This window comes from Rhizobium sp. BK661, assembly GCF_024808825.1.
GTDB lineage: Bacteria > Pseudomonadota > Alphaproteobacteria > Rhizobiales > Rhizobiaceae > Rhizobium.
Genome location: NZ_JANTYT010000006.1, coordinates 256,326 through 283,032, shown reverse-complemented (window position 1 = coordinate 283,032; position 26,707 = coordinate 256,326). Strand labels below are relative to the sequence as shown.

The 26,707-nt window shown below is 59.4% G+C and carries 22 protein-coding genes; 4 read left to right on the top strand and 18 right to left on the bottom strand.

Annotated features, from left to right (window positions below; all coding sequences use genetic code 11):
- The first annotated feature begins 24 nt into the window (after nucleotides 1–24).
- Together FHX16_RS15785 and FHX16_RS15780 are read left to right on the top strand one after the other, a co-directional pair.
- Nucleotides 25–1,344: a DNA polymerase IV gene (locus FHX16_RS15785; protein ID WP_183756823.1), complete on the top strand. Its 1,320-nt coding sequence runs from the start codon at nucleotides 25–27 to the stop codon at nucleotides 1,342–1,344.
- A 94-nt stretch (nucleotides 1,345–1,438) separates the two neighbouring features.
- Nucleotides 1,439–2,674: a L,D-transpeptidase family protein gene (locus tag FHX16_RS15780; RefSeq protein WP_183859177.1), complete on the top strand. Its 1,236-nt coding sequence runs from the start codon at nucleotides 1,439–1,441 to the stop codon at nucleotides 2,672–2,674.
- 2 nt (nucleotides 2,675–2,676) lie between these two features.
- On the opposite strand, the gene dnaE is transcribed toward FHX16_RS15780, so the two are convergent.
- A complete protein-coding gene (gene dnaE / locus FHX16_RS15775; protein ID WP_183859179.1) occupies nucleotides 2,677–6,177 on the bottom strand; it encodes a DNA polymerase III subunit alpha in 3,501 nt (1,166 codons plus the stop codon).
- 304 nt (nucleotides 6,178–6,481) lie between these two features.
- On the opposite strand from dnaE, the gene FHX16_RS15770 reads away from it, so the two are divergent.
- Nucleotides 6,482–7,066: a hypothetical protein gene (locus tag FHX16_RS15770; RefSeq protein WP_183859181.1), complete on the top strand. Its 585-nt coding sequence runs from the start codon at nucleotides 6,482–6,484 to the stop codon at nucleotides 7,064–7,066.
- A gap of 70 nt (nucleotides 7,067–7,136) precedes the next feature.
- Nucleotides 7,137–7,601 (top strand): DUF5680 domain-containing protein, encoded by a 465-nt coding sequence (locus FHX16_RS15765; RefSeq protein ID WP_183859183.1) that lies wholly within the window; start codon nucleotides 7,137–7,139, stop codon nucleotides 7,599–7,601.
- Here FHX16_RS15765 and FHX16_RS15760 read toward each other — a convergent pair whose 3' ends face one another.
- The 17 genes from FHX16_RS15760 to nuoF form a co-directional block, all read right to left on the bottom strand.
- Complete coding sequence (locus tag FHX16_RS15760; protein WP_183859185.1) at nucleotides 7,602–8,285, bottom strand: ABC transporter ATP-binding protein; 684 nt, start codon at nucleotides 8,283–8,285, stop codon at nucleotides 7,602–7,604.
- Between the two features lie 14 nt (nucleotides 8,286–8,299).
- Nucleotides 8,300–9,607: a lipoprotein-releasing ABC transporter permease subunit gene (locus FHX16_RS15755; RefSeq protein WP_183756828.1), complete on the bottom strand. Its 1,308-nt coding sequence runs from the start codon at nucleotides 9,605–9,607 to the stop codon at nucleotides 8,300–8,302.
- Between the two features lie 16 nt (nucleotides 9,608–9,623).
- The gene (gene proS / locus FHX16_RS15750) at nucleotides 9,624–10,946 is read right to left on the bottom strand and encodes a proline--tRNA ligase (RefSeq protein WP_183859187.1); all 1,323 of its coding nucleotides are present in this window, start codon (nucleotides 10,944–10,946) and stop codon (nucleotides 9,624–9,626) included.
- Nucleotides 10,947–11,522: 576 nt separating this feature from the next.
- Complete coding sequence (locus FHX16_RS15745) at nucleotides 11,523–11,804, bottom strand: DUF1467 family protein (RefSeq protein WP_183859189.1); 282 nt, start codon at nucleotides 11,802–11,804, stop codon at nucleotides 11,523–11,525.
- Nucleotides 11,805–11,937: 133 nt separating this feature from the next.
- On the bottom strand, nucleotides 11,938–12,342 hold the full coding sequence (gene mce, locus FHX16_RS15740; RefSeq protein ID WP_183859191.1) for a methylmalonyl-CoA epimerase: 405 nt from the start codon (nucleotides 12,340–12,342) through the stop codon (nucleotides 11,938–11,940).
- 3 nt (nucleotides 12,343–12,345) lie between these two features.
- Entirely contained in the window at nucleotides 12,346–14,016 is a 1,671-nt protein-coding gene (locus tag FHX16_RS15735) for a ribonuclease J (RefSeq protein WP_114712324.1), read from the bottom strand.
- Nucleotides 14,017–14,033: 17 nt separating this feature from the next.
- Nucleotides 14,034–14,798, bottom strand: coding sequence for a biotin--[acetyl-CoA-carboxylase] ligase (locus FHX16_RS15730; RefSeq protein WP_183859193.1), 765 nt, complete (start codon nucleotides 14,796–14,798; stop codon nucleotides 14,034–14,036).
- Nucleotides 14,798–16,243: an NADH-quinone oxidoreductase subunit NuoN gene (nuoN, locus tag FHX16_RS15725; RefSeq protein WP_183859195.1), complete on the bottom strand. Its 1,446-nt coding sequence runs from the start codon at nucleotides 16,241–16,243 to the stop codon at nucleotides 14,798–14,800. Before nuoN ends, FHX16_RS15730 begins: the two co-directional genes overlap by 1 nt.
- Before the next feature lie 18 nt (nucleotides 16,244–16,261).
- A complete protein-coding gene (locus FHX16_RS15720; RefSeq protein ID WP_183756832.1) occupies nucleotides 16,262–17,773 on the bottom strand; it encodes an NADH-quinone oxidoreductase subunit M in 1,512 nt (503 codons plus the stop codon).
- Nucleotides 17,773–19,773: an NADH-quinone oxidoreductase subunit L gene (gene nuoL, locus FHX16_RS15715; RefSeq protein WP_183756833.1), complete on the bottom strand. Its 2,001-nt coding sequence runs from the start codon at nucleotides 19,771–19,773 to the stop codon at nucleotides 17,773–17,775. The genes FHX16_RS15720 and nuoL overlap by 1 nt, the downstream gene beginning before the upstream one ends.
- A gap of 7 nt (nucleotides 19,774–19,780) precedes the next feature.
- Nucleotides 19,781–20,089 carry an NADH-quinone oxidoreductase subunit NuoK gene (gene nuoK, locus FHX16_RS15710; protein WP_007531803.1) on the bottom strand — a complete coding sequence of 103 codons (309 nt, stop codon included), beginning with the start codon at nucleotides 20,087–20,089 and terminating at the stop codon, nucleotides 19,781–19,783.
- Between the two features lie 29 nt (nucleotides 20,090–20,118).
- Nucleotides 20,119–20,733 (bottom strand): NADH-quinone oxidoreductase subunit J, encoded by a 615-nt coding sequence (locus FHX16_RS15705; RefSeq protein ID WP_183859197.1) that lies wholly within the window; start codon nucleotides 20,731–20,733, stop codon nucleotides 20,119–20,121.
- Between the two features lie 141 nt (nucleotides 20,734–20,874).
- The gene (gene nuoI / locus FHX16_RS15700; protein WP_007789671.1) at nucleotides 20,875–21,366 is read right to left on the bottom strand and encodes an NADH-quinone oxidoreductase subunit NuoI; all 492 of its coding nucleotides are present in this window, start codon (nucleotides 21,364–21,366) and stop codon (nucleotides 20,875–20,877) included.
- A gap of 40 nt (nucleotides 21,367–21,406) precedes the next feature.
- Nucleotides 21,407–22,450 carry an NADH-quinone oxidoreductase subunit NuoH gene (gene nuoH / locus FHX16_RS15695; protein WP_016553616.1) on the bottom strand — a complete coding sequence of 348 codons (1,044 nt, stop codon included), beginning with the start codon at nucleotides 22,448–22,450 and terminating at the stop codon, nucleotides 21,407–21,409.
- Nucleotides 22,451–22,462: 12 nt separating this feature from the next.
- Nucleotides 22,463–24,544, bottom strand: coding sequence for an NADH-quinone oxidoreductase subunit NuoG (gene nuoG / locus FHX16_RS15690; RefSeq protein WP_183859199.1), 2,082 nt, complete (start codon nucleotides 24,542–24,544; stop codon nucleotides 22,463–22,465).
- 217 nt (nucleotides 24,545–24,761) lie between these two features.
- Entirely contained in the window at nucleotides 24,762–25,394 is a 633-nt protein-coding gene (locus tag FHX16_RS15685) for a 5' DNA nuclease (RefSeq protein ID WP_183859201.1), read from the bottom strand.
- A 5-nt stretch (nucleotides 25,395–25,399) separates the two neighbouring features.
- Entirely contained in the window at nucleotides 25,400–26,704 is a 1,305-nt protein-coding gene (gene nuoF, locus FHX16_RS15680) for an NADH-quinone oxidoreductase subunit NuoF (RefSeq protein ID WP_114712316.1), read from the bottom strand.
- Nucleotides 26,705–26,707: the final 3 nt, after the last annotated feature.

Here is a 26,707-nt window from a genome sequence, read left to right as displayed (position 1 = left end):
TGAGACTCAAAAGTTTAGAGGCTAATGTTGCAATGTTCAATCTTTGTTCTCATCATGACACTTGTGAGCGCCACGACATCAGGCTTCTGTCGCGACTGCCTTGCCGAGCAGAAGGCAGAAATGCGCCGCTGCAGGGCCTGCGGTAGTCCCCGTCTTGTACGCCATCAAGAGCTCTACCAGCTGACACTGGCGCACATCGACTGCGACGCCTTCTATGCGACAATCGAGAAACGCGACAATCCAGAGCTTGCCGACAAGCCCGTTATCATCGGCGGCGGCAAGCGCGGGGTGGTCTCGACCGCCTGCTACATTGCCCGCATCCACGGCGTTCGCTCCGCGATGCCGATGTTCAAGGCCTTGGAAGCCTGCCCGCAGGCAGTCGTCATTCGACCTGACATGGAAAAATACGCCAAAGTCGGGCGTGAAGTCCGCACGTTAATGCAGGAGCTGACGCCGCTCGTTCAGCCGCTTTCGATCGACGAGGCATTTCTGGAGCTTGGTGGCACCGAGCGGCTGCATCACGATCCGCCGGCGCGCACCCTCGCCAAGTTCGCGCAGCGCATCGAGAAGGAGATCGGCATAACCATCTCCATTGGCCTGTCCTACTGCAAGTTTCTCGCCAAGGTGGCGTCCGACCTGCATAAGCCTCGCGGCTTCTCAGTGATCGGTCGAGAGGAAGCGGTTTCATTCCTCGCACCCCGACCGGTGACGACAATATGGGGCGTCGGCAAAGCATTTGCGGCCACTTTGGAGGCTGACGGTATTCGCACCATCGGCCAGTTGCAGACAATGGAGGAGAACGACCTCATGCGCCGATATGGCAGCATGGGCCAACGACTCGCGCGCCTTTCTCGTGGGATCGACGATCGCGAGGTGCACCTGAACGATGCGGCAAAGAGCGTTTCGTCGGAAACCACCTTCTTCGACGATATTTCCCGCCACGATGAACTCGTTCCGATCCTCCGCAGTCTTTCCGAGAAGGTCGCCTGGCGGCTGAAGAAGCACGATATCGCCGGCCATACGGTGGTTCTGAAAATGAAGACGGCGGACTTCAAACTGCGCACCCGCAATCGCAAGCTCGAAGACCCGACACAACTTGCCGACCGGATCTTCCGCACCGGGCTGGAGCTGCTCGAGAGGGAAACGGACGGGACGAAGTTTCGCTTGATCGGAATCGGCGTGACGGATCTTTGCGATCCCGCTCGCGCCGATCCGCCCGACCTCATCGATGTGCAATCGGGCCGCAGGGCAGCTGCCGAAGCTGCAATGGACAAACTGCGCGACAAGTTCGGCAAAGGCACTGTTCAGACCGGATACACCTTCGGCGGTAAGCGCGATCACTAATATGTGAGCCGTACTCAAGACCCATCATTTCAAGTTTTCATTAAGCTTCGCCGCTTAGGCTGGCGCTTCAGGTATTGCGTATCGGTTGAATCATATGTTGTCGCGTCTCGTCCTTGGCCTCGGCTTGCTGTCGGCCACTGCATTGGTGCACCCCGCGCTCGCGGCGGATGCACGCACGCTGCAAATCTTCGTTTCGAAGGATGCGCAGTCGCTCACGCTCTACGACGGCGCCGAGGTTGTAGCGACCTCCAAAGTGTCGACGGGCAAACCAGGGCATACGACGCCGAGCGGCATCTTTTCCGTCATTGAGAAGCAGAAATATCACGAATCCAACATCTATTCGGCTGCGCCGATGCCGTTCATGCAGCGACTGACCTGGTCTGGCATTGCACTTCACGAGTCGAACGCAGTGCCGCGCTACCCTGCATCGCACGGTTGCGTTCGCATGCCGGCAACCTTCGCCAAGCAGCTCTACAAGATGACGGCGATGGGGGTGCCGGTTGTCATAACCGACGCCGAATTGACACCTGAAGCAATCGATCATCCGACGCTCTTCCGGCCGGACACGCCGGCGTCCCCAGCGCTGCTGTCCGATGCTGCCCTGCGACCAGCGATCGGGCAGATGCCCGTTCAGGTCGCCATGAACGACGTCGAAATGTCGTCTCACGAGACCCCGACCGCAACCAGGCCTGAAAACGACACGCCGATCCGCATTCTCATAACGCGCCGCAGTCAACGAGAGGAAGTCCTCGACCTCCAAACCTACCTCAACGAGCTGGGATTTGCAGTGGGTGAACCCGACGGTCTCCTCGGCACGGCGACGCTGCAGGCGATCAGCGATTTCAGGTTGAAGTATCCGGTTGAACCGACGGCAGACAAGTCACCAATGAGTGACACCCTCCTCAAGGCCGTCTATGCCGCGGCTGGCAAGGGAACGCCACCGAACGGCGTCATCATGATCCGCCAAGGATTCCAGCCCGTTCTTGAAGAGCCGATCTCGATCGCAAACCCCGGCCTCGCGCTCGGCACGCATTTCTTCTTTGTCCATGACGTCGATTTCGAAACCGGCTCGGCGGCCTGGATGGGTACGACCCTTCCCAACACACTCTCGCGCGCGACCATGACAAGGCTTGGTATTAGCAGTCTCGAGAGCTCGATCATATCGGGCACGCCGATCGCCAACGCATTAAACCGTATCGATATTCCGGAGGAGACGCGACACAAGATCAACGCGATGTTGACCTCAGGATCAACATTGACGATCTCCGATACCGGCCTCGGACCCGAGACCGGCAAGGGAACGGACTTCATTACCCTCACAAGGGGTTGACGTCAGACCAGCTCAACGTCGATGACGCCGGGTGCAGCGCGAAGCGCGGCGGCAATCTCGGGCGTGATGCGATACTTCTGCGGAAGCTCGACCTCCACCTCGCGCTTGCCCTCCTCCTTGATGACGATGAAGGAAACCAGGCCGTCGCCCTTGGCGTTCAGGTGTGCAGCGACGGCGCGCAGCGGCCCGGAATCGCGCACATAGACGCGCAGAGCCTTCTGCATCTGCAGAGACTTCTCCTCAAGCGATTGTATCGTCTGCAAGCGAAGGCCGATGCCTTCCGGCCGTTCCTCCCCCGTCGCCGTAATCACGAAGGACTTCCCGGATTCCAACACGTCACGGTATTGGTTCAGCATCTCGGAGAATAGGACGGCTTCGAACTGCCCAGAGGAATCTGAGAACACGATGATGCCCATCTTGTTGCCGGTTCGCGTCTTGCGCTCCTGCTTCGAGATGACGGTGCCCGCGAGGCGGCCGTTGCTCGCTCCCTGCTTCACTGCGGCCGAAAACTCCGCAAAGGTCTGAACGCGCATCTTCTGCAGAATGCTCTGATAGCTGTCGAGCGGATGCGCCGTCAGATAGAAGCCAAGGACCTGAAACTCCTTGAGCAGCTTCTCCGAGGCCAGCCACGGCGAAAACGGCGGCAGCGAGATTTTCTCCGGGCCTGACGACAAAGCGCTGCCGAAGATATCCGACTGGCCGCTCAGCTTGTTTTCCTGCGCACGCTGCGCGTAGCCCATGATCCGGTCGAGCCCGCCTGCCAGTTGCGCCCGATCGAGCCCAAAGCAATCGAAGGCGCCGGCGAAAATCAGGCTTTCGAGCACGCGGCGGTTTACCTGCTTGGGATCGATGCGCAGGCAGAAATCCTCCAGGCTCGCGAATGGCGTGCCACCGCGCACCTCCACGATATGATCTACGGCAGATTCCCCGACACCCTTCAGCGCCGCCAGCGCGTAGTAGATTCGGTTGTCGCCGGTTTCGAAGTGGCGGAAAGAGGTCTGAACCGACGGCGGAATCACCTCGATCACGAGGCGCTTGGCGTCTTGGCGGAAGTCGTTGACCTTTTCGGTATTCGACATATCGAGCGTCATCGAGGCGGCGAGGAACTCGACCGGGTAATGCGCCTTCATGTAGGCGGTCTGATAGGAGACGATCGCGTAGGCGGCGGCGTGCGACTTGTTGAAGCCGTAGTTCGCGAACTTTGCGAGCAGCTCGAAGATGTTGTCAGCCTGCGGCTTCGAGACGCCGTTCTTCACGGCACCGACGACGAAGCGCTCGCGCTGCTGGTCCATCTCCGCCTTGATCTTCTTACCCATGGCGCGGCGCAGAAGGTCGGCTTCGCCGAGCGAGTAACCCGACAGGACCTGGGCGATCTGCATCACCTGTTCCTGGTAAACGATAACGCCCTGCGTTTCCTTCAGCAGGTAATCGATCGTCGGATGGATCGACTCGATCTCCTCCTCGCCGTGCTTGCGGGCGTTGTAGGTCGGGATGTTTTCCATCGGGCCTGGACGATACAGGGCCACGAGCGCGATGATGTCCTCGATGCAGTCCGGCTTCATGCCGATCAGCGCCTTGCGCATTCCCGCACTTTCCACCTGGAACACGCCGACGGTTTCGCCGCGCGAGAGCATCTCGTAGGTCAGCTTGTCGTCGAGCGGGATCGATGCAAGGTCGACCTTGATGCCGCGCTTGGTGACGAAATCGACGGCGACCTTCAACGTCGTTAGTGTCTTCAGTCCGAGGAAGTCGAACTTGACCAGGCCGGCCTGCTCGACCCACTTCATGTTGAACTGCGTGACCGGCATGTCGGACCGCGGATCGCGGTACATCGGCACCAGCTTCGACAGCGGACGGTCGCCGATGACGATACCGGCGGCGTGGGTGGAGGCGTGACGGTAGAGACCTTCGATCTTCTGTGCGATATCGAGCAGGCGGGCTACGACGGGCTCCTTGTCGGCCTCTTCCTGCAGCTTAGGCTCTTCCTCGATCGCCTTCGACAAAGGCGTCGGATTGGCCGGATTGTTCGGCACCAGCTTACAGATCTTGTCGACCTGACCGTAAGGCATCTCCAGCACGCGACCCACGTCTCGCAAAGCCGCGCGTGCCTGCAGCGAACCGAAGGTGATGATCTGCGCCACCTGCTCGCGGCCGTATTTGCGCTGCACATAGCGGATCACCTCTTCGCGGCGATCCTGGCAAAAGTCGATATCGAAGTCCGGCATCGAGACGCGTTCCGGGTTGAGGAAGCGTTCGAAGAGCAGCGAGAAACGCAGCGGATCAACGTCAGTGATGGTCAGTGCGTAGGCGACGAGCGAGCCCGCACCCGAGCCACGGCCCGGGCCGACGGGGATGTCATGCTGCTTTGCCCATTTGATGAAGTCCGAAACGATGAGGAAGTAGCCAGGGAACTTCATGCGCTCGATAACGCTGAGTTCGAATTCCAGGCGTTCCCGGTAGTCCTTCTCCTCATAGCCGGGCGACATGCCGAGTGTGGCTAGGCGATTGTCCAGCCCCTCCTCTGCCTGCCTGCGCAATTCCAGAGCCTCTTCGCGTTCGGCCTCCTCGGGATCGGCCGTCGCGCCGGTGAAGCGCGGCAAGATCGGCTTGCGTGTCTTCAGGATGAAGGAGCAGCGCCGGGCGATCTCGACGGTATTTTCCAAGGCTTCAGGCAGGTCCGCGAACAGCTTGGCCATTTCGGCGCGGCTCTTCAGGTAGTGATCGGGTGTCAGGCGGAATCGGGTATCATCCGAGACAATGGCGTTGTGGGCGACGGCCATCAGGGCGTCGTGCGCATCATAGTCCTCACGGGTCGGGAAGAAGGCTTCATTGGTGGCGACCAGCGGCAGGTCATACTCGTAGGCAAGGCCGACCACCTTCTGCTCGTGGCGCTTGTCGTAGGTGCCGTGCCGCTGCAGCTCTACATAAAGCCGGTCGCCGAAATGGCGCTTCAGCAGCAGAAGGCGTGCTTCCGCCTGGGCGGTATGCCCGTCCTTAAGCGCCATGTCGATCGGCCCCGTCAAGGCGCCGGTCAGAGCGATCAGACCGCCGGTACCGATCTCATCGAGCCAAGAGGCGCGAATGTGAATCGATTGACCGTTGCCCTCACCGCCGAGATAGGCGCGGCTGACAAGGTCCACCAATCGCTCGTAGCCGGCATCGGTGGCCGCCAAGAGCACCAGCGACGGGAGCTTGACGAGTGCCTGCTGGCCGCCTCGCCGTTCCGTCTCAAGACTGTCTTCCATATCGATCGAGACCTGGCAGCCAATGATCGGCTGCAGCCCCTCATCCATCGCCTTCTGCGAAAATTCGAGGGCGACGAACAGATTGTTCGTATCGGTGATCGCGATCGCCGGCTGACTGTCGCCCGACGCCTTGTAGAGAATCTTCTTGAGTGGCAGCGCGCCTTCAAGCAGCGAGTAGGCTGAGTGAACCCGCAGGTGAACGAAGCCTGGCGTGCCACCGATAAAACCGCTTGCCGCGTCTTTCTCCGCACCCGCCATAACATGCCTTCCGATCACCTGAATCAATCAGGTCTATTCTCAGCATTGAGGGGTCGATGTCCAGAGAAGCGATCGGGTTCGGACCGCATGGCAGCCATGCGGTCCCCTGAATTCTTACATTGCCATGCAGATCAGCGAGAAGCTGGCAACGAACATTGCGATGGAGGTGAATGCTGCGATATCACGGATCATGTCAGTCATTTGGCTCTCCTGTTCTCTTATGTTTTCAGTTTGTTCCGCCCTTGTTCTATTGTCAACAGGATTCTTTTCCGCTCTGCTGGCTGCATGGCACGGGGAGAAAAGCATGCTTAAGTTTGTCTTAATTGTTGGATTGGCTTGGTCGGCAGCGTTTACCGCTCGGGCCGAACAAATCGATCCCGCGCGCATCATTGACGCGACGACGGGCGATTGGGACGGCGACGGGCATGAGGATCTCGCGCTGCTGGTTGCTCCGGAAGATGACGCCAGCGACGATCAGATCGGCATCTACCTTTACCTTCGCGACAGCGATCACGAGCTTCTGCGACTTTCGCTTACCGCGCCCGACAAGATTTGGGGCAGCACCAATGCCAATGGCGTCTTCGGGCAGGAACCGTCATTGAAAGCCATTGGCAAATCCTCGATCGCCATCCACTCACAGAACAGTGCGATCGGACGCGACCGCTGGGACCAGACGCTGACAGTGGCCTACCGCAACGAGCAGTTTGTCGTCGCCGGCTATACCTACAATCACTACGACACGCTCGACCCGAATGCCGCCGGCTCCTGCGACTACAACGCGTTGACCGGGAAGTTGCAGAAGGATGGCAAGGACGTCAAAGCCGAGCCACGTGTCCTCCCGATCGCTGAATGGAACAACGAGACCGGGCAATCCATCTGCGGCCAGTGAAGCATGTTCCCTTTTTGTTCTTTACAACTGGCAGTCTTTTTGAGACGTTGCCGAACGAGGGGGATAGGTCATGGATATTGCTGCATTGAACCGGTTCATCGTTGAGGCGAAGGCCCGTACCTATGTTGGCGGCGGAACCCCTGCACCCGCCTGCCGGACAGGATCGCATGACATCGGTTATCAGCGTGGACAGTGGCGCTATCTCGACAGCTATTTCGGCGGCGCCGATTTCGCCGGGCAAGAAGTGGTTTGGCTGGACGGCGAACCGGTCTGGGCGATGAACTACTTCGGACGCATCGTCGAGCATTCGTTGATCGACGGGAAAAGAGCGGGAACGGTGATTAAGGCTGCACTGTCAAAAATGTATGCCGAGTACCGACGTTTTCTCGGCGGCATGGAATTCGAGCATGCTTTCGGTTTCTATGCCGATCAAAACACAGGCGACTGCAGCCATTTCAGCGGTCGTGAAGTGATCGTCGTGAATGAGCGCAGGGCCTATGAACTGGACTACCGTGGCGGTCTCATCCAGCCCTGATCAGAAATCCACGACCTTGCCGTCGGTGATCGTGACGCGGCGGTCCATGCGCCCGGCGAGTTCATGATTATGGGTGGCGATGAGTGCCGCCAGGCCTGATTGGCGCACCAGCGCCTCCAGTGCGTCAAAGACATAGCTCGCCGTTTCTGGATCGAGGTTGCCCGTTGGCTCATCCGCCAGAAGCAGGCTTGGCGCATTGGCGACGGCACGGGCAATCGCCACGCGCTGTTGCTCGCCACCGGAAAGCTCCCCGGGGCGGTGCGCACCGCGATGGCCGATACGCATGTAGTCGAGCAACTGGCCGGCTCGTTCCTTCGCCTCCTTGCGCGGCAACCCGGCGATCATCTGCGGCATCATGATATTCTCGATCGCAGAGAATTCCGGCAGCAGGTGATGGAACTGGTAGACGAATCCGATTTCGCTACGGCGGATCGCCGTACGCTTATCATCCGGCAAACCGTCACAGGCATTTCCGTTGATGACAACCTCGCCGCCATCGGGATGCTCGAGCAGGCCAGCAACGTGCAAAAGCGTCGACTTGCCGGTCCCTGATGGAGCGACGAGCGCAACGATTTCGCCGCTGTTGAGCGTGAAATCGGCACCCTTCAAGATCGAGAGCAGCGTCTCGCCCTGGCCATAGTGGCGCTCGACGCCGGAAAGCTTGAGAACGGGATTCCGCTTCATGAAGAGAGCATTCCTTATTCGTAGCGCAGGGCTTGCACGGGATCGAGCTTGGAGGCTCGCCATGCCGGAAAGATCGTCGCGATGAAGGACAGCGTCAACGCCATGATCACCACGGACATGGTCTCGCTGAAGCTCATCTCGGCGGGCAGTTGGCTGAGGAAATAGAGCTGCGGGTCAAACAGCACCGTGCCGGACACCCAAGAGAAAAACTCGCGGATCTTCTCGATATTGACGCAAACAAGAACCCCGAGCAGCACACCGGCGAGCGTCCCAACGAGGCCAATGGCAGCGCCCGTCATAAAGAAGATGCGCATGATCGCGCCAGAGCTCGCGCCCATCGTCCGCAGGATCGCGATGTCACTGCCCTTGTCCTTCACCAGCATGATGAGGCCGGAAATGATGTTCAGCGCCGCAACGAGGACGATGAGCGTCAGGATCATGAACATCACGTTCCGCTCGACCTGCAGCGCGGAGAAGAAGGTCTGGTTGCGCTGGCGCCAGTCAGTAATCGCAATCTGGCGGCCCGCGGCGGCCTCCACCTTCGGCCGCATATTGTCAATGTCGTCGGGATTGTCGACGAAGAGTTCGATGGATTGAACCAGCCCCTCGGCATTGAAATAGAGCTGCGCTTCCTCAAGCGGCATATAGATGATCGTCGCGTCGTATTCCGACATGCCGATCTCGAAGATACCGGAGACCTTGTAGGACTTGACCCGTGGGTTTACACCCATCGGCGTGACATCACCTTCCGGTGATATCAGCGTGATGGTGTCACCTGCCTGAAGGCCGAGCTGTGTCGCCATACCCGAGCCGATAAGGACACCCTGTCCCGCGGCAAAACCGACAAGATCGCCGGACTTGATGTTGCCCGAGACCGTCTTAACCTTTTCAAGGTCCTCGGGCCGGATGCCGCGCACCAGAGCGCCCGTGCCCGCACCGCCCTGACCTGAGGCCAGGGTCTGGCCCTCGACCAGCGGCAGAGCAAGCTTTATGCCCGGCACGCCGGCAAGCTTGTCGGTCAGCGCCGGATAATCGTTGAACGGCGTATCGACCGGCTGAACGATCATGTGACCGTTGATGCCGAGAATGCGGGAGATCAGTTCCGTCCGGAAGCCGTTCATGACAGCCATGACGATGATGAGCGTAGCAACCCCAAGCATGATGCCGATGAAGGAAAAGCCGGCGATCACCGAAATGAACGCTTCCTTGCGGCGGGCGCGCAGATAGCGCCACGCCACAAGCCGTTCGAAGGCGGAAAATGGCCGGCTGGCCGGCGCCGAGCCGGATTTAGAACCCTGCTGGCTCACCGCTACATCTGCCATCCTGCCTCCTGCCTTCTCAGCCCAAGAGCTTGTTGATCGCCGCGTCGATGGTCATCGTTTCGCGGGCGCCTGTCTTGCGGTCCTTCACTTCGACTTCGCCGCTCGCGACCGCACGCGGGCCGGCAATGATCTGCACCGGAACGCCGATCAGGTCGGCGGTCGCAAACTTCGTTCCGGCGCGGTCGTCCGTATCGTCGTAGAGGACGTCCTTGCCGGCGTTCGACAGCGCCGCATAGATCTTCTCGCAGGCAGCATCGCACGCCGCATCACCGGCCTTCATGTTGATCACCACTGCATCGAACGGCGCGACCGACGCCGGCCAGATGATTCCATTCTCATCATGCGATGCTTCGATGATGGCGGGAACAAGGCGAGTTGGGCCAATCCCGTAGGAACCCATGTGGACTGTATGCTCCTTGCCATCCGGACCCTGCACCTTCGCGCCCATCGGCTCGGAATACTTCGTGCCGAAGTAGAAGATGTGGCCGACTTCGATACCGCGGGCCGAGAGGCGATCGCTCTCAGGAATGGCATCGAATGCGGCCTCGTCGTGCATCTCGGAGGTAGCGGCATAAACCGACGTCCACTTGTCGAAGATTGCCTGCATGCCGGCGACGTCGTCGAAGTCGATATCGGCTGCCGGAATGTCGAAGTTCACGAAATCGCGGTGCGAGAATACTTCCGACTCGCCGGTGTCGGCGAGAATGATGAACTCGTGGCTGTGATTGCCACCGATCGGGCCGGTGTCGGCACGCATTGGAATGGCGCGCAGACCAAGGCGGTCAAAGGTGCGCAGGTAGGCCGCGAACATCTTGTTGTAGGAGTGGACTGCGTCTTCCTTGGTCAGATCGAAGGAATACGCGTCCTTCATCATGAATTCGCGCGAGCGCATGGTACCGAAACGCGGACGGATCTCGTCGCGGAACTTCAGCTGGATATGGTACAGGTTGAGCGGCAGGCTCTTGTAGGATTTCACGTAAGACCGGAAAATATCCGTGACCATTTCCTCGTTCGTCGGACCATACAGCATCGGGCGATCCTGGCGATCCTTGATGCGCAGCATTTCCTTGCCATAGGCGTCGTAGCGCCCGCTTTCCTGCCAGAGTTCGGCAGATTGCAGCGTCGGCATCGACAGTTCGATCGCACCGGCGCGGTTCTGCTCATCGCGAATGATGTTGTTGACCTTGTCGAGCACGCGCTTGCCGAGCGGCAACCAGGAATAGATGCCCTGCGACTGCTGCCGGATCATGCCGGCGCGCAGCATCAGCCGGTGAGAGACGATCTCCGCCTCCTTGGGATTTTCCTTCAGGATGGGCATGAAATAGCGAGACAGGCGCATGGCGAATTCCAGAGCTGTTGAGACACCGCATGGCGCGGAATCGAAGGCGTTCACAAATATTGGCAGCGTTCATAACTGCTTCGTGAAAGGAAAGAAACCCGCGACGGACTTAAGCGGCCTTCCGTTAAAGCATGTTCGCACTTGCGAAGCAGACAATCTAAGAAAAAGGCGAAATTATAATGGCTTGTGCGAAATTCTTATCAACAGAAAAAAATTGCTGAAGTGTAGCAAAAATGCAAAAAAAGCTGATGACAAAGCCCATTCTTTGAGCTAGTTTTAGCCCACAAAACAGGCAAGGAGCTCAAATCCTTGTCGATTTCGCGGTCAAGTCTTGGGAGGATCAGATCTTAGGCGCGCTCGTCGCAGCCCCGGCAACGGATAAGGATCACGCGATACTTAAAACAAGGCTTTTAGCCTTGTTTTTTTTTGCTTTTTATTACTCCAAACAGCCCGATGAATTGGGCCTTCTAACGTAAAGCAATGTCCATATCACGTTACGGCAACTCCATGCCGCAACTTGATGACAGGTGTATGACAGTCGAAATCCGCATTCGCCCAAAAACTGGGCAAACGCCCTTAGACATTTGAGAACGAAGGGCCGATTTGTGGTAGGGCGTCGAAACCCCATCCGAAGTAATTCGAAGCGATATACCAGAGAGCATATATGATGGCGGAAATGAGCGTCGTCATCGAAAAAACGAAGACAGCCCTAAAGCGGGTCGGCGCGCTGTGAACCGTTCCCAGCACGATGTCGTTGTCTTCCGCTTGTGTGCGCAGACCGATCGGGAGAACGGCAAAGAGCGTCATCCACCACACGATAAAGTAGACGGCGAAGCCCTGTAGAAATATCTGCAGCATCGAATTGTCCCGCTAGGCTCTCTGCGACGATCGCAATTGCCGTGCTTATAAGCCGAAATACCGGCCAACTCAAAGCCGCTTTCAGGCACCTTGCCGACTTTCGGCATTTTCGGTCACTCTGCCGCAGGCCTGCTCAGACCTGCTCGAGCTCGATCAGGGTGCCGAAGAAATCCTTCGGATGCAGGAAGAGCACCGGCTTTCCGTGCGCGCCGATCTTGGGCTCGCCGGCGCCAAGCACCCTCGCCCCACCTTGGATCAACTGGTCGCGGGCCGCGAGGATATCGCCAACCTCGTAGCAAATATGGTGCATCCCGCCGGACGGGTTCTTGTCCAGAAAGGCAGCAATCGGCGAGTCCGTTCCCAGCGGCTGCAGCAGTTCGACCTTCGTGTTCGGCAACTCAACGAAGACAACGGTAACGCCGTGTTCCGGCAGAGCTTGCGGGGCCGAAACGGTCGCGCCTAGCGTATCGCGGTATGACGCCGTTGCGGCCGCAAGGTCGGGAACTGCAATAGCGACATGGTTGACCCGACCGAGCATCCGTCACACCTTCGTAACGAAGACCGTGACGACAGGCTTCTTGCCCCAGGTCTGGTTGGCCGTCGCTCGGATGGCACGGCGGACCGACTCCTGCAGCAGGTCGAGATCCTTCCGTCGGGCCCGTGGTATACTCTCGATGGCGCCAACAGCCGCATCGTAAAGCGTATCTTCCATCTCGTCGCCTTCGTCGTCATAGACAGGAAGGCCAATCGCGACAAGATCGGGATCACCGACGATATCGTAGCGGCTATCGATCACCACGTTGACGGCGACGTGGCCGACATAGGAGAGCTTCTTGCGCTCGCCAATGCCCATCTCGTCGAAATCGCCGATCAGCGAGCCGTCCTTATATATACGGCCATGCGGCGCCTCGTCGATTACCTCGACGGGTCCTGGTGCCAGCCGGAGGATGTCGCCATTGCGCACGCGCGGTACGATCGCGATACCGGACTGCTCCGCAAGTTCCTTGTGAGCCGTCAGGTGCGTCGCTTCGCCATGCACCGGCACAACGATCTTCGGCCGGGTCAGCTCATACATCTTCTGCAGCTCGTTGCGGCGAGGATGTCCGGAAACGTGAACGAGGGCCTCGTTGTCGGTGATCACGTGGACGCCCTGCTCGATCAGGCCGTTCTTGATATCCTGGATCGCCTTCTCGTTACCGGGGATAGCGCGCGAGGAGAATACCACGATGTCGCCTGATGCCAGCGCCACATTGCGCATCTCGTCGCGCGACAGTTTCGCAAGGGCAGCGCGTGGCTCGCCCTGGCTACCGGTCAGAATGACCACCACCTTGTCGCGCGGGACGTAGCCGTATTCCTCCTCGGAAATGAACGGCTTGATGCCTTCCATCAGTCCGATATCGCGGGAAACGTCGACGACCCGCTTGAGCGAGCTGCCAAGCAGAAGGACTTCGCGGCCTTCAGCCTCGGCCGCCTCGGCCACGGTGCGAATACGGCCGACGTTCGATGAGAATGTCGTTACCGCAACCCGGCCTTCCGCATTCTCGATGATCTTGCGCAGGCTCGCGGAAACGTCCTTCTCCGACGGCGATACGCCATCTCGCAGAGCATTCGTGGAATCGCACATCAACGCCAGGACACCTTCATCCCCGAGTTGGCGGAACCGTGTCTCGTCGGTCAGCGGACCAAGCGAAGGCTCATGATCGATCTTCCAGTCGCCGGTATGGATCACATTGCCGAGTGGCGTACGGATCACCAGCGACATCGGCTCGGGAATGGAATGGTTGACCGCCACGCCCTCGACACTGAAGGGGCCGGCATTGACAGTGTCGCCCGCCGTAAACAGCGTCACCGGGATCTCGCCAATGGCCGATTTCTCGAAGTTGCGCTTTGCCTCCAGCAGGCCAGCGGTAAAGGCGGAGGCATAGACCGGCACATTGAGGCCCGGCCACAGATCGGCGAGCGCGCCGTAGTGGTCCTCATGGGCGTGGGTGATAAAGATCGCCTTGAGGCTCTTGCGCTCACTGGCGAGATAACGAATGTCCGGCAACACAAGATCGACTCCCGGCAGGTCCGGTCCCGGGAAGGTGACGCCGCAGTCGACCATGATCCACTGGCGGTGGTCCGGCGGGCCGTAGCCGTAAAGGGCGAGATTCATTCCGATCTCGCCAACGCCGCCCAACGGCAAAAATACCAGTTCGTCCTGCTTCGCCATATTTTTCGTTTTTCCAATCAACCAAAGAAGACGTCGCCGGCGGCAATCGTCATCATCCTGCCTGCGCCGGTATCGAGCATCAACAGGCCATTATCATCAATTCCGGCGAAGTGGCCGGAAATCGACCGGTCCGGCAGGTTCACAGTTATCTTTTCGCCGATACCACAGGCGACCCGGCGCCACCGCTCCGTGATTTCCCGTACACCGCGGCCGCGATCCCATGCCTCCAGGACCTCAGCCATCGATGCATAAAGATGGGCGAAAACCTCTTCGGGGGAAGCCGAGCTCCCCTGCTCGCGCAGGCAGGTGACCGGGTAGAGCGGGTTATCAGGCATGAATGCGACGTTGATGCCTATGCCGATGACGAGTGAATGACGCCCGTCCGGGAGGGCTTCGCCCTCGACAAGAATGCCGCAAGTCTTCTTTCGTCCGACCAGGATATCGTTCGGCCACTTCACTTCGAGCGGCTCGGCCGTATGCGGCAGCACATGGCGAACGGCTTGGTGAACCGCGACGGCAATTGCCAGCGGCAAAGAGCCAAGGCGCTCCAGGGGCGCCGGATCGATAAGAAGAAGCGAGGCATAGAGATTGCCCCGCTCGGAAACCCACGGGCGTCCCCGGCGGCCACGGCCGCCGGTCTGTTTTTCCGCCGTGATCCAGAGAAGACCGCGGTCCCCTGCCCGCGCACGGGCAAGGCATTCGCTATTCGTGGACGATGTCTCCGACAGAGCCTCGTGCCTGAAATCGTCGAGCGATATCCGGCGCCGTGCCTCAGAGTTCATCAAAAGAGCGTCGCAGCTGCAAGCTCGGCCGCGCCGCCGATCGGACCGCCGATGAAGACATAGGCGAGAATGAAGAGGCCAGACAGACCAAAGACAAGACGGAGCGACCCCGAGACCCGCGCGAACTCGCCGGTGGCTTCATCGAACCACATCAGCTTAATGACGCGCAGGTAGTAGTAGGCGCCGACGACCGAGGCGAGAACACCGATGATCGCAAGAGCATAGAGCTTCGCTTCGATCGCAGCCACAAACACGAAGTACTTCGCAAAGAAGCCTGCGAGCGGAGGAATGCCCGCCAGCGAGAACATCAGGATGGTCATAACCGTCGCCATGAACGGATTGGTGGTCGACAGGCCAGCCAGGTCGTTCACTTCTTCGACGACCGTGCCGTCCTTCCGCCGCATCGACATGATGATCGCGAAGCCGCCGAGTGTCATCACCATGTAGATGACCATGTAGAGCATGACGCCCGAAACGCCGGTCTGGTTGCCGGCAGCTAGGCCAACAAGCGCATAGCCCATGTGACCGATCGACGAATAGGCCATCAGTCGCTTGATGTTCTTCTGGCCGATTGCGGCAAAGGAACCAAGCAGCATGGAAGCGATCGAAATGAAGACCACGACCTGCTGCCAATCAGCCACGACCGGCTGGAAGGCAGTGATCACAATACGGGTCAACATAGCCATCGCCGCAACCTTCGGAGCGCTGGCAAGGAATGCCGTGACCGGGGTCGGCGCGCCTTCGTAAACATCCGGTGTCCACATATGGAACGGAACAGCGGAAATCTTGAAGGCGATACCGGCAAGGATGAAGACCAGGCCGAAGATGAGACCGAGCGAACGCGCGCCGTCAACGCTCAATGCCTGGGCGATCGCAGCGAACTGGGTGTGACCGGTGAAGCCATAGACCAGCGACATGCCGTAAAGCAGCATGCCCGAGGAAAGCGCTCCGAGTACGAAGTACTTCAGGCCGGCTTCCGTGGACTTGACGCTATCGCGATTGATTGCAGCAACGACGTAAATCGCGAGCGACTGCAGCTCAAGGCCGAGGTAGAGCGAGATGAGATCGTTGGCCGAAATCATCAGCAGGATGCCGAGCGTGCAGAGCACGAGCAGGACCGGAAACTCGAACTTGTCGAGCTGGTTTTCCTTGGCCAGACCAAGCGACATGAAGAGGGCTGCAATCGAGCCAACCAGCGCCGTGATCTTCATGAAGCGACCGAAGCCGTCCGACAGGAAGACACCGCCGTAGGCAAGGCCTTCGCTCGGCAGGAAGATCAGCCACAAGGCGGCTGCCGCCAGCACGATCATCGCGAGAACGCTGACCATGCGGCCAGAGCGCTCCCCCGAGAAGACGCCAATCATCAAGAGAACCAAGGCGCCGACCGCGAGGATCAGCTCCGGAATGGAAAGATGGAGGCTTGCGAGAATAGTTTCAGAGGTCATGTCCCAAAAGTCCCGTCATCATTTCATCGACAGCGCAACATCCTGCGCTGCCTGGACTGCGGCCGTATAGCTATGGATCAGCTGGTCAACCGATGCCGCAGTGACATCGAAGACCGGAGCCGGATACACGCCGAAGAAGATGGTCAGTGCGATCAGCGGATAAAGGGTCAGCTGTTCACGAGGCGAAAGATCGAGCAGCGCCTTGAGCTTTTCCTTTTCCAGCGCGCCGAAGATCACGCGGCGATAGAGCCAGAGCGCATAAGCGGCGGAGAAAATTACGCCTGTTGCAGCGAAAAGTGCGACCCAGCTGTTGACGCGGAAGACGCCAATCAGGGTTAGAAACTCACCGACGAAACCCGAGGTGCCCGGAAGGCCGACGTTCGCCATCGTGAAGACCATCATCGCAACGGCGTATTTCGGCATGTTGTTGACCAGACCGCCGTAGGCCGCGATCTCACGAGTATGGGTTCGGTCGTAGATCACGCCGACACAAAGGAAGAGAGCGCCCGAGACGATGCCGTGCGACAGCATCTGGAAGATCGAGCCCTGCAGACCCTGCGCGTTCGCTGCGAAGATGCCCATCGTCACGTAGCCCATGTGGGCCACCGAGGAATAGGCAATCAACTTCTTCATATCGTCCTGCATCAGCGCCACCAGCGAGGTGTAGATGATGGCAATGACCGACAGCGCGAAGACGAGCGGCGCGAAGAACTCCGAGGCAACGGGGAACATGCCGAGCGAGAAGCGGATCAGGCCATAGCCGCCGAGCTTCAGAAGGACGCCTGCCAGGATGACCGAGCCTGCGGTCGGTGCCTGGACGTGCGCATCCGGAAGCCAGGTGTGAACCGGCCACATCGGCATTTTCACCGCGAAGGACGCGAAGAAGGCAAGCCAAAGCCATGTCTGCATCTGCGGCGGGAACTTATAGGCAAGCAGCGCCTGAATATCGGTCGTGCCGGCCTGCCAGTACATCGCCATGATGGCCAGCAGCATCAGAACGGAGCCAAGCAGCGTATACAGGAAGAACTTGTAGCTAGCGTAAACGCGATCCTTGCCACCCCAGACGCCGATGATCAGGAACATCGGAATGAGGCCGGCTTCGAAGAACACGTAGAAGAGAACGATATCGAGCGAGACGAAGACGCCAACCATCATGACTTCCAGGATCAGGAAGGCGATCATGTAGTCCTTCAGGCGCTTCTCGATCGACAGCCAGCTCGCCAGTACGCAGAACGGCATGAGGAAGGTCGTCAGGATCACGAAGAGCATCGAGATCCCGTCAATGCCGAGATGATAGCTGATGCCGGTGCCGAGCCAGCCATGCTTTTCGATCATCTGGAAGCCCGGGTTAGCATTGTCGAAGCCGATCCAGATGAAGAGCGACAGAACGAAAGTGGCGACCGTCGTGATCAACGAAATGTTGAGCACGTTGCGGCGGCCACTCGGACCGTTTTCATTCATCAGCAGCAGGAGCACCACGCCGACGAGCGGCAGGAAGGTGACCGTTGAAAGAATAGGCCAATCGGTCATCAGACGGAACTCCCGAGCATCATCCAGGTAACAAGCGCCGCAACACCGATCAGCATGGCGAACGCGTAGTGATAGAGGTAACCGGTCTGCAAGCGCACGACGCGGTTGGTGACATCGACAACGCGAGCAGCAACGCCGTTCGGGCCATAGGTGTCGATGACGCCGACGTCACCCTTCTTCCACAGGAAGCGACCAAGCGCCTTTGCCGAACGGACGAAGAGGAAGTCGTAGAGTTCGTCGAAGTACCACTTGTTGAGCAGGAAGTGGTAGAGCACCCGATGCTGCTTCGCCAGGACACGCGGCGTCGACGGCGACTTGATATACATGTACCAAGCGGTGATGAAGCCGACGAGCATCGCAATGAACGGGCTCAGCCCAACCCAAGCCGGAACGTGATGGAATTCTTCCAACAGTTCGTTGTGCTCCGAGGTGAAGAGCGCGCCCTTCCAGAACTCCGCATACTCTTCGCCATAGAAGCGGCCCTCGAAAAGGACGCCTGCGAGTACCGCACCGGCAGCAAGAATATACAGCGGCACCAGCATGACCTGCGGAGATTCATGAACGTGGTGCATCACTTCGTGTGAGGCGCGCGGCTGGCCAAAGAAAGTCAGGAACGCCAAGCGCCAGGAATAGAAGCTGGTGAACAGAGCGGCGATCACCAACAGCGTGAAAGCAAACCCCGCGACCGGCGAGTGCGATGCGTAAGCCGCCTCGATGATCACGTCCTTGGAGAAGAAGCCGGCAAAGCCGATTGGCGTGAAAGGAATGCCGACGCCCGTCAGAGCAAGCGTACCAATCGTCATCATCCAGAAGGTGACCGGGATATGCGTACGCAGGCCTCCCATGTAACGCATGTCCTGCTCACCATCGACGGCGTGGATCACCGAGCCGGCGCCGAGGAACAGCAGGGCCTTGAAGAAAGCGTGCGTGAACAGATGGAAGATGGCAGCGCCGTATGCACCGACACCGAGCGCAACGAACATGTAGCCAAGCTGCGAGCAGGTCGAGTAGGCGATGACGCGCTTGATGTCGTTCTGCACCAGACCGACAGTTGCCGCGAAGAACGCCGTGATCGCACCGATCGTCGTTACGAATACCAACGCGTCCGGTGACAGTTCAAACAGCGGCGACATGCGGGCGACGAGGAACACGCCTGCGGTCACCATCGTCGCAGCATGGATGAGCGCCGACACTGGCGTCGGGCCTTCCATGGCATCCGGCAGCCAGGTGTGCAGCAGGAACTGTGCCGACTTACCCATCGCGCCCATGAAGAGCAGCAGGCAGGCGCCGGTCAGTGCGTGCGCCTTGTCGAGATGCATGCCGAAGAGGTTGAGAACGACCTCGCCGCCTTGGCCACCGGCTTCCGACGGCGCAAAGGTCGCCGCGTTTGCGAAGATGGTATCGAAATTGATCGCACCGAAAAGGACGAAGAGGCTGGCAATACCGAGGATGAAGCCAAAGTCGCCAACACGGTTGACGATGAAGGCCTTCATCGCGGCGGCATTCGCCGACGGCTTCTTGAACCAGAAGCCGATCAGCAGATACGAGGCCAGACCAACGCCTTCCCAGCCGAAGAACATCTGCGCCAGGTTATCGGCGGTCACCAGCATCAGCATCGCGAAGGTGAAGAGCGACAGATAGGCAAAGAAGCGCGGACGATGCGGATCGTGATGCATGTATCCGATCGAGTAGACGTGCACGAGCGTGGAGACGGTGTTGACGACGATCAGCATGACCGAGGTCAGCGTATCGACGCGCAGCGACCAGGACACGTCGATGCCGCCGGACTGGATCCAGCGCAGCACTTCGACCTTGATGGGGCCGCCTTCGTGGTGGCCCATGCCGACGGTGATGAAGACATACCACGACAGGACCGCGGCAATGATCATCAGGCCCGATGTGACGTATTCCGATGCCTTGGCGCCGATCGCGCGACCGAAGAGGCCAGCGATGATCGCGCCGATCAGGGGAAGAAAGACGATAGCCTTATATAAAAACATAGCCTTATCAGCCCTTCATCATGTTGACGTCTTCGACGCCGATCGAGCCGCGGTTACGGTAGAAGACGACGAGAATTGCAAGACCGATAGCCGCTTCAGCCGCAGCGACGGTCAGAATGAACAATGCGAAAACCTGGCCGACGATGTCGTTGAGGAACGACGAGAAGGCGACCATGTTGATGTTGACCGCAAGCAGAATGAGCTCGATCGACATCAGGATAACGATGATGTTCTTCCGGTTCAGGAAGATACCGAAGACGCCGAGCGTGAAGAGGATGGCGCTGACCGTCAGGTAATGGGAAAGTCCGATGACCATTGTATTTGTTCCTTAAGCTCGCGCCTGCTTCAAACGCCCTGTCCCGGCTTCACCTTGACCACCTCAACGGCGGTCTTAGGATTGCGGGCAACCTGATTGGCGATGTTCTGTCGCTTGATGTTCTGGCGATGCTTGAGCGTCAGCACGATCGCACCGATCATTGCGACGAGCAGCACCAGACCAGCGATCTGGAAGAAGTAGACGTAATTCGTATAGAGCACGTCACCGAGTGCTGCGGTGTTGGTGCGCTCTGTCAGCGCCGGGATCGGCATTGCCACCGAGTTGGCGATTTCCGGCGAGATTACGCTGCCACCCACAACGACGATGAGCTCGGCCGCGAGGATCAGGCCGATGACCGCACCGATCGGCGCATATTCGAGAACCCCTGCACGCAACTCCGTGAAGTCGATGTCAAGCATCATGACCACGAAGAGGAAGAGAACGGCCACGGCGCCGACGTACACGACGAGCAGGATCATCGCCAGGAATTCAGCGCCCAGCAGCAGGAAGAGGCCAGCCGCGTTGAAGAAAACCAGGATCAGGAAGAGAACGGAATGAACCGGATTCTTCGACCAGATGACCATGAACGCCGACGCTACCGCGACAAAGGCGAAAAGATAGAAAAATAGAGCCTGCAGACCCATGTTGGTGCCTTTTTCATCTTCCCCCGGGCAGCCGGGAGTTTCCCTGCCCGATGAAGCTTCGCACGGAACTCGCCGGCAAAGCCTCGGTGCATGTTGACCGGAAGCCGCGCGAGGGGCGGCACTCCGGCATTTCAATTTCGATCAACGGTACGGTGCATCCAGCGCGATGTTGCGCGCGATCTCACGCTCCCACCGGTCGCCGTTCTCCAGAAGCCGCGCCTTGTCGAAGTAGAGTTCTTCGCGGGTTTCCGTTGCAAATTCGAAATTCGGACCTTCGACGATCGCATCGACGGGGCATGCCTCCTGGCAGAAGCCGCAGTAGATGCACTTTACCATGTCGATGTCGTAACGAACTGTGCGGCGCGTGCCATCGTTGCGGCGGGGGCCGGCTTCGATGGTGATTGCCTGGGCAGGACAGATGGCCTCGCAGAGCTTGCAGGCGATGCAGCGCTCCTCGCCGTTGGGATAACGACGCAGCGCGTGTTCGCCGCGGAAGCGCGGGCTGACCGGTCCCTTTTCGAACGGGTAATTGATCGTTGCCTTCTGCTTAAAAATGTACCGGAAGGTCAGCCAGAACGCACTGACGAATTCCTTCAGGAACAGCGAGCTGACCGCGTTGGACAAGCCTGCCATCTTCAACCTCCAATATTGCTTGAAACGAGGGCCGGCATGATCACGCCCAACCCGTCAGCTTCAGCACGAATGCAACGATTACGACCATGGCGAGCGACAGCGGAAGGAAAACCTTCCAGCCGAGGCGCATCAGCTGGTCGTAGCGATAACGCGGGACGAATGCCTTGACCATCGCGAACATGAAGAACACCAGGCACGACTTCAGCGTAAACCAGATGACGCCCGGCACCCAGTTCAGGAACCATACGTCGACCGGCGGCAGCCAGCCCCCGAGGAACAGGATCGTCGTCAGCGAGCACATCAGAACGATGGCCGCATATTCGCCGAGCATGAACATCATGTAGAGCGAGGAACCGTATTCGACCATGAAGCCGGCGACGAGTTCCGATTCCGCTTCCGGAAGGTCGAAAGGCGGGCGGTTCGTTTCGGCAAGTGCGGAAATGAAGAAGACGATGAACATCGGGAACAGCGCCAGCCAATGCCAGTCGAGGAACGACGCCGGCAAACCGAGGCGCGTACCGAGGCCGGACTGCTGGGCATGGACGATGTCCGTCAAGTTCAACGAACCCACGCAGAGCAGAACAGTGACGATAACGAAGCCGATCGAGACTTCATAGGAAACCATCTGCGCAGCGGAGCGGAGCGCGCCGAGGAACGGATACTTCGAGTTCGAAGCCCATCCGCCCATGATGATGCCGTACACTTCAAGCGACGAGATCGCGAAAATGTAGAGAATACCAACGTTTATGTTGGCGATCACCCAGCCATCCGCCAGCGGCACGACAGCCCAGGTCGACAGCGCCAGCAGCACCGTCACGAGCGGTGCCAGAAGGAACACGGCCTTGTTGGCGCCAGCCGGAATCACCGGCTCCTTGAAGACGAACTTCAAAAGATCGGCGAAAGACTGGAAAAGGCCCCACGGCCCCACCACATTCGGACCTCGGCGCAACTGCACGGCTGCCCAGACCTTACGGTCCGCCAGCAGAATGTAGGCGATGAAGACGAGCAGGCAGACGAGGAGAAGAAGCGACTGACCGACCATAAGGAGGCCAGGCAAGAGATAAGTTGAAACAAACGATTCCATAGTCCCCTGCCCTTACTCTGCCGCGACTTTGAAGTTGTTGCGGGCCAATGCCGAGCACTCTGCCATTACGGCGGAGGCGCGCGCGATCGGGTTCGTCAAATAGAAGTCTTTGACCGGCGACGCAAACCCGGATTTATTCATCTTGCCGGCTTTTTTAGCGACTGCGGCAATTTTGGCGCTGTCGCTTTCGGCGATCTCATCAAGTGCTGCGAAATGCGGGAATGCCGCGTAAAGCCTTGCGCGCAATTCGCCAAGCGAATCAAACGGAAGCTTCTTGCCGAGCACGTCGGAAAGCGCACGCAGGATCGCCCAGTCTTCGCGGGCATCGCCAGGCGCAAAGCCGGCGCGATTGCCCATCTGGACGCGCCCCTCGGTGTTGACCCAGGTCCCGGACTTTTCGGTGTAGGCCGCAGCCGGCAGGATGACGTCGGCATTGTGGGCGCCGTTGTCGCCATGCGAGCCGATATAGACCGTCAGCTTTGCCTTCTTGGCAGCGAAATCAAGCTCGTCGGCGCCAAGCAGGAAGAGAACGTCCATCGACGACAACATTTCGGCAGCGTTGACGCCCTTTGCGCCCGGAACGAAGCCGAGATCGAGGCCGCCGACGCGCGATGCCGCGGTGTGGAGTACGGCAAAGCCGTTCCAGCCTTCGACGACTGCGCCGACAATGCCCGCAAGCTTTGCAGCAGTTGCGAGAACACCAGCACCATCGGCGCGCGACAGAGCGCCTTGGCCGATGAGGATCATCGGCTTCTTGGCATCCGTCAGAACCTTCGCGAAGGCATGGCTGCCGTCGGCTAGATCTTTCAGCGTGTCCGGGCCGGCGCCGAGATATTCGTAGTCGTAACGCAGCTCGCCTGCCTCACCGATCACGCCGATCGGGAAGTTGCCGCGACGCCAGCGCTTGCGGATGCGAGCGTTGAGCACGGCGGCCTCGAAACGAGGGTTGGCGCCAATGATCAGCAGCGCGTCTGCCTGTTCGATGCCTTCGATCGTCGGGTTGAAGACGTAGCTTGCGCGACCGAGCGACGGATCGAGTGCCGTCCCATCCTGGCGACAGTCGAGGTTCTCGGAACCCAGCGACCTCACGAGCTCCGACAGGGCGTACATTTCTTCGACGGATGCGAGGTCGCCGGCAATCGCGCCGATTTTCTCGCCGTTGGTTGCAGCAACGGCAGCCTTGATCGTTCCGAAGGCTTCGCCCCAGGTCGCTGCCTGCAGGCGGCCATCCTTGCGAACATATGGGCGGTCGATACGCTGCGTCTTCAGGCCATCCCAAATGTAGCGGCTCTTGTCGGAGATCCACTCTTCATTGATCTGGTCATTGACGCGCGGCAGTACGCGCATGACTTCACGGCCACGTGTATCGACGCGGATTGCAGAACCGAGGGCGTCCATCACGTCGATCGATTCGGTCTTGTTCAGCTCCCACGGGCGGGCCGTGAAGGCGAAGGGCTTGGAGGTCAGCGCGCCGACCGGGCAGAGGTCAACGACGTTACCCTGCAGCTCGGAGGTCATCGCCTGCTCGAGGTACGTGGTGATTTCGGCGTCCTCGCCGCGGCCGATCAGGCCGAGTTCGGAGATGCCAGCCACTTCGGTCGTGAAGCGAACGCAACGAGTGCAGTGAATGCAGCGGTTCATGACCGTCTTGACGAGCGGTCCGATATACTTGTCTTCGACGGCGCGCTTGTCTTCCTGATAGCGCGAGCTGTCGATACCGAAGGCCATCGCCTGGTCCTGCAGGTCGCATTCGCCGCCCTGGTCGCAGATCGGGCAATCGAGCGGATGGTTGATCAGCAGGAACTCCATCACGCCTTCGCGGGCCTTCTTGACCATCGGCGTGTTGGTGAAGACCTCAGGAAGTTCGCCATTCGGGCCGCCGCGGATATCGCGCACGCCCATGGCGCAAGATGCCTGCGGCTTCGGCGGGCCACCCTTGACCTCAACGAGGCACATGCGGCAGTTGCCGGCGACCGAAAGGCGCTCATGGAAGCAGAAGCGCGGAACTTCAGCGCCGGCTTCCTCACACGCCTGAATGAGGGTGTAATGATCCGGGACTTCGATCTCGTTGCCGTCAATCTTCAGTTTTGCCATCGTCACTCAGTCCTGTTTTCCGTTTGCCGGATGGCGGCAAACAAACCCACTTTGCAACAGTTTCGCTGCCAGGCCGGATTCTTATCCCGTTGGCATCGGTGTCGCTCAAATTCTCTGCCCACCCCGAGACCCGGGATCGGCTTTCGGCCTCTGCAGTTTCGGACCCCTGCCCTCCACTCTTCAGCCTTGACCTTGCTCCGGCCGTTCGGCCGAAAAATCACTTCCGCTTTCGCCCCTTGGCAAGAAGCGCCTTGGCCTGCGCAACCCAGCCATCGCGGACGATCCGCCCATCGAAACCGAATTCGGCGTCTATGCGTGCCGCATCCTCGTCAGACCAGCCGGCAATCACCGCAAAGGAGCGAATGCTCTTGGCGTTCAAAACCTGCTCGATTTTCGGGCCGATCCCGGAAATCTGCTTCAGATCGTCGGACTTGCGGGGGCGCGAAGCGGGCTTGGCCGCCACTTCAGGCTTTACATCCGGCTTCGCGGGAACAACCGACAGCTTGACCTTGGTTGCGGCGTTCGTGGCAGGCGCCGGGCGAACGTTTTCCGGCCGGATTTCCACTTCAGGCTTGGCCTCATCAGGCGGCGTTTCATCGAGAACGGCGGCAAACTTGCTCGTTGCGTCGAACGCACCCTGCAGCGCTCCGAAGAATGCGCCCGCCATCTGCGTCGAAAAGCCGAGGCCGATCGCCGTCGCCGCAGCCATGGCCGCCGCCGGATTGACCATCACAGGCGGCACCGGCAACGCGCGGGCATTCTCCAGCATCTCGGCAGCAAGACGACCGAAGTCGGCCGAAAAATCAGCCGCTCCCTCTTTTCTCATGCTGTCCGATGCCTTCGTCGTCATCGCGCTTACTCCGCAGCCTCCAGAACAGCACCGTGATCCAGTGCGCTCGCCGTATACTGGTCGATCCGTGCTTCGATCTCGTGACGGAAGTTGCGGATCAGCCCCTGCACCGGCCACGCGGCAGCATCGCCGAGCGCACAAATGGTGTGGCCCTCGATCTGCTTGGTGACCTGGAACAACATGTCGATTTCGCGCTTCTGGGCGTTGCCCTTGGCCATGCGCTCCATGACGCGCCACATCCAACCAGTACCTTCACGGCATGGAGTGCACTGACCACAGCTCTCATGCTTGAAGAAGGCCGAGATGCGAGCGATCGCCTTGATGACGTCGGTGGACTTGTCCATGACGATTGCGGCCGCGGTACCGAAGGAAGAACCGACCGCACGCAGGCCGTCGAAGTCCATCGGGCAGTCGATGATGTCCTTGGCCGGAACGATCGGGCAGGATGCGCCACCCGGAATGACGGCAAGCAGGTTATCCCAGCCGCCACGAATGCCGCCGGCATGACGATCGACGAGTTCGCGGAAGGTGATGCCCATTTCTTCTTCGACGGTGCACGGCTTGTTGACGTGACCGGAGAGCATGAACAGCTTGGTGCCGACATTGTTCGGGCGACCGATCGAGGAGAACCAAGTCGCGCCACGACGCAGGATCGTCGGGGCAACGGCGATCGACTCGACGTTGTTGACGGTCGTTGGGCAGCCGTAGAGGCCCATGTTTGCCGGGAACGGCGGCTTCAGGCGCGGCTGGCCCTTCTTGCCTTCGAGGCTTTCGAGCAGCGCGGTCTCTTCGCCGCAGATGTAGGCGCCGGCGCCGTGGTGGACGTAGATGTCCATCGGATAGCCGAGCTTGTTGCTCTTGCCGAGCAGGCCGTAGTCGTAGCACTCGTCGATCGCGGCCTGGAGCGCTTCGCGCTCGCGGATGTACTCACCACGGACGTAGATGTAGGCAGCATTCGCCCCCATGGCGAAGCTTGCGATCACGCAGCCTTCGATCAGCGTGTGCGGATCGTGACGCATGATGTCGCGGTCTTTGCAGGTGCCCGGCTCCGACTCGTCGGCATTGACGACGAGGTAATGCGGGCGTCCGTCGCTTTCCTTCGGCATGAAGGACCACTTGAGACCCGTCGGAAAGCCGGCGCCGCCACGACCACGAAGGCCAGAGGCCTTCATCTCGTTGATGATCCAGTCGCGTCCCTTTTCGAGGATCTGCTTGGTGCCGTCCCAGTGGCCGCGCGCCATGGCGCCCTTCAGGGACTTGTCCTTGAGGCCGTAGATATTGGTAAAGATGCGGTCTTTATCTTGTAACATGCT

Bases quoted from the DNA above. Each gene is read 5' to 3' on its own strand.
- FHX16_RS15760 (WP_183859185.1), bottom strand. From the start codon at position 8,285: ATGAAGCGGAATCCCGTTCTCAAGCTTTCCGGCGTCGAGCGCCACTAT.
- nuoL (WP_183756833.1), bottom strand. From the start codon at position 19,773: ATGTTTTTATATAAGGCTATCGTCTTTCTTCCCCTGATCGGCGCGATC.
- dnaE (WP_183859179.1), bottom strand. From the start codon at position 6,177: ATGGCGGGTGCGGAGAAAGACGCGGCAAGCGGTTTTATCGGTGGCACG.
- nuoI (WP_007789671.1), bottom strand. From the start codon at position 21,366: ATGGCAGGCTTGTCCAACGCGGTCAGCTCGCTGTTCCTGAAGGAATTC.
- nuoN (WP_183859195.1), bottom strand. From the start codon at position 16,243: ATGACCTCTGAAACTATTCTCGCAAGCCTCCATCTTTCCATTCCGGAG.
- nuoH (WP_016553616.1), bottom strand. From the start codon at position 22,450: ATGGAATCGTTTGTTTCAACTTATCTCTTGCCTGGCCTCCTTATGGTC.
- FHX16_RS15755 (WP_183756828.1), bottom strand. From the start codon at position 9,607: ATGGCAGATGTAGCGGTGAGCCAGCAGGGTTCTAAATCCGGCTCGGCG.
- FHX16_RS15735 (WP_114712324.1), bottom strand. From the start codon at position 14,016: ATGGCGAAGCAGGACGAACTGGTATTTTTGCCGTTGGGCGGCGTTGGC.
- FHX16_RS15785 (WP_183756823.1), top strand. From the start codon at position 25: ATGTTGCAATGTTCAATCTTTGTTCTCATCATGACACTTGTGAGCGCC.
- FHX16_RS15730 (WP_183859193.1), bottom strand. From the start codon at position 14,798: ATGAACTCTGAGGCACGGCGCCGGATATCGCTCGACGATTTCAGGCAC.
- nuoK (WP_007531803.1), bottom strand. From the start codon at position 20,089: ATGGTCATCGGACTTTCCCATTACCTGACGGTCAGCGCCATCCTCTTC.
- nuoF (WP_114712316.1), bottom strand. From the start codon at position 26,704: ATGTTACAAGATAAAGACCGCATCTTTACCAATATCTACGGCCTCAAG.
- FHX16_RS15705 (WP_183859197.1), bottom strand. From the start codon at position 20,733: ATGGGTCTGCAGGCTCTATTTTTCTATCTTTTCGCCTTTGTCGCGGTA.
- mce (WP_183859191.1), bottom strand. From the start codon at position 12,342: ATGCTCGGTCGGGTCAACCATGTCGCTATTGCAGTTCCCGACCTTGCG.
- proS (WP_183859187.1), bottom strand. From the start codon at position 10,946: ATGCGCCTGTCTCGCTATTTCATGCCCATCCTGAAGGAAAATCCCAAG.
- FHX16_RS15720 (WP_183756832.1), bottom strand. From the start codon at position 17,773: ATGACCGATTGGCCTATTCTTTCAACGGTCACCTTCCTGCCGCTCGTC.
- FHX16_RS15685 (WP_183859201.1), bottom strand. From the start codon at position 25,394: ATGACGACGAAGGCATCGGACAGCATGAGAAAAGAGGGAGCGGCTGAT.
- FHX16_RS15765 (WP_183859183.1), top strand. From the start codon at position 7,137: ATGGATATTGCTGCATTGAACCGGTTCATCGTTGAGGCGAAGGCCCGT.
- nuoG (WP_183859199.1), bottom strand. From the start codon at position 24,544: ATGGCAAAACTGAAGATTGACGGCAACGAGATCGAAGTCCCGGATCAT.
- FHX16_RS15770 (WP_183859181.1), top strand. From the start codon at position 6,482: ATGCTTAAGTTTGTCTTAATTGTTGGATTGGCTTGGTCGGCAGCGTTT.
- FHX16_RS15745 (WP_183859189.1), bottom strand. From the start codon at position 11,804: ATGCTGCAGATATTTCTACAGGGCTTCGCCGTCTACTTTATCGTGTGG.
- FHX16_RS15780 (WP_183859177.1), top strand. From the start codon at position 1,439: ATGTTGTCGCGTCTCGTCCTTGGCCTCGGCTTGCTGTCGGCCACTGCA.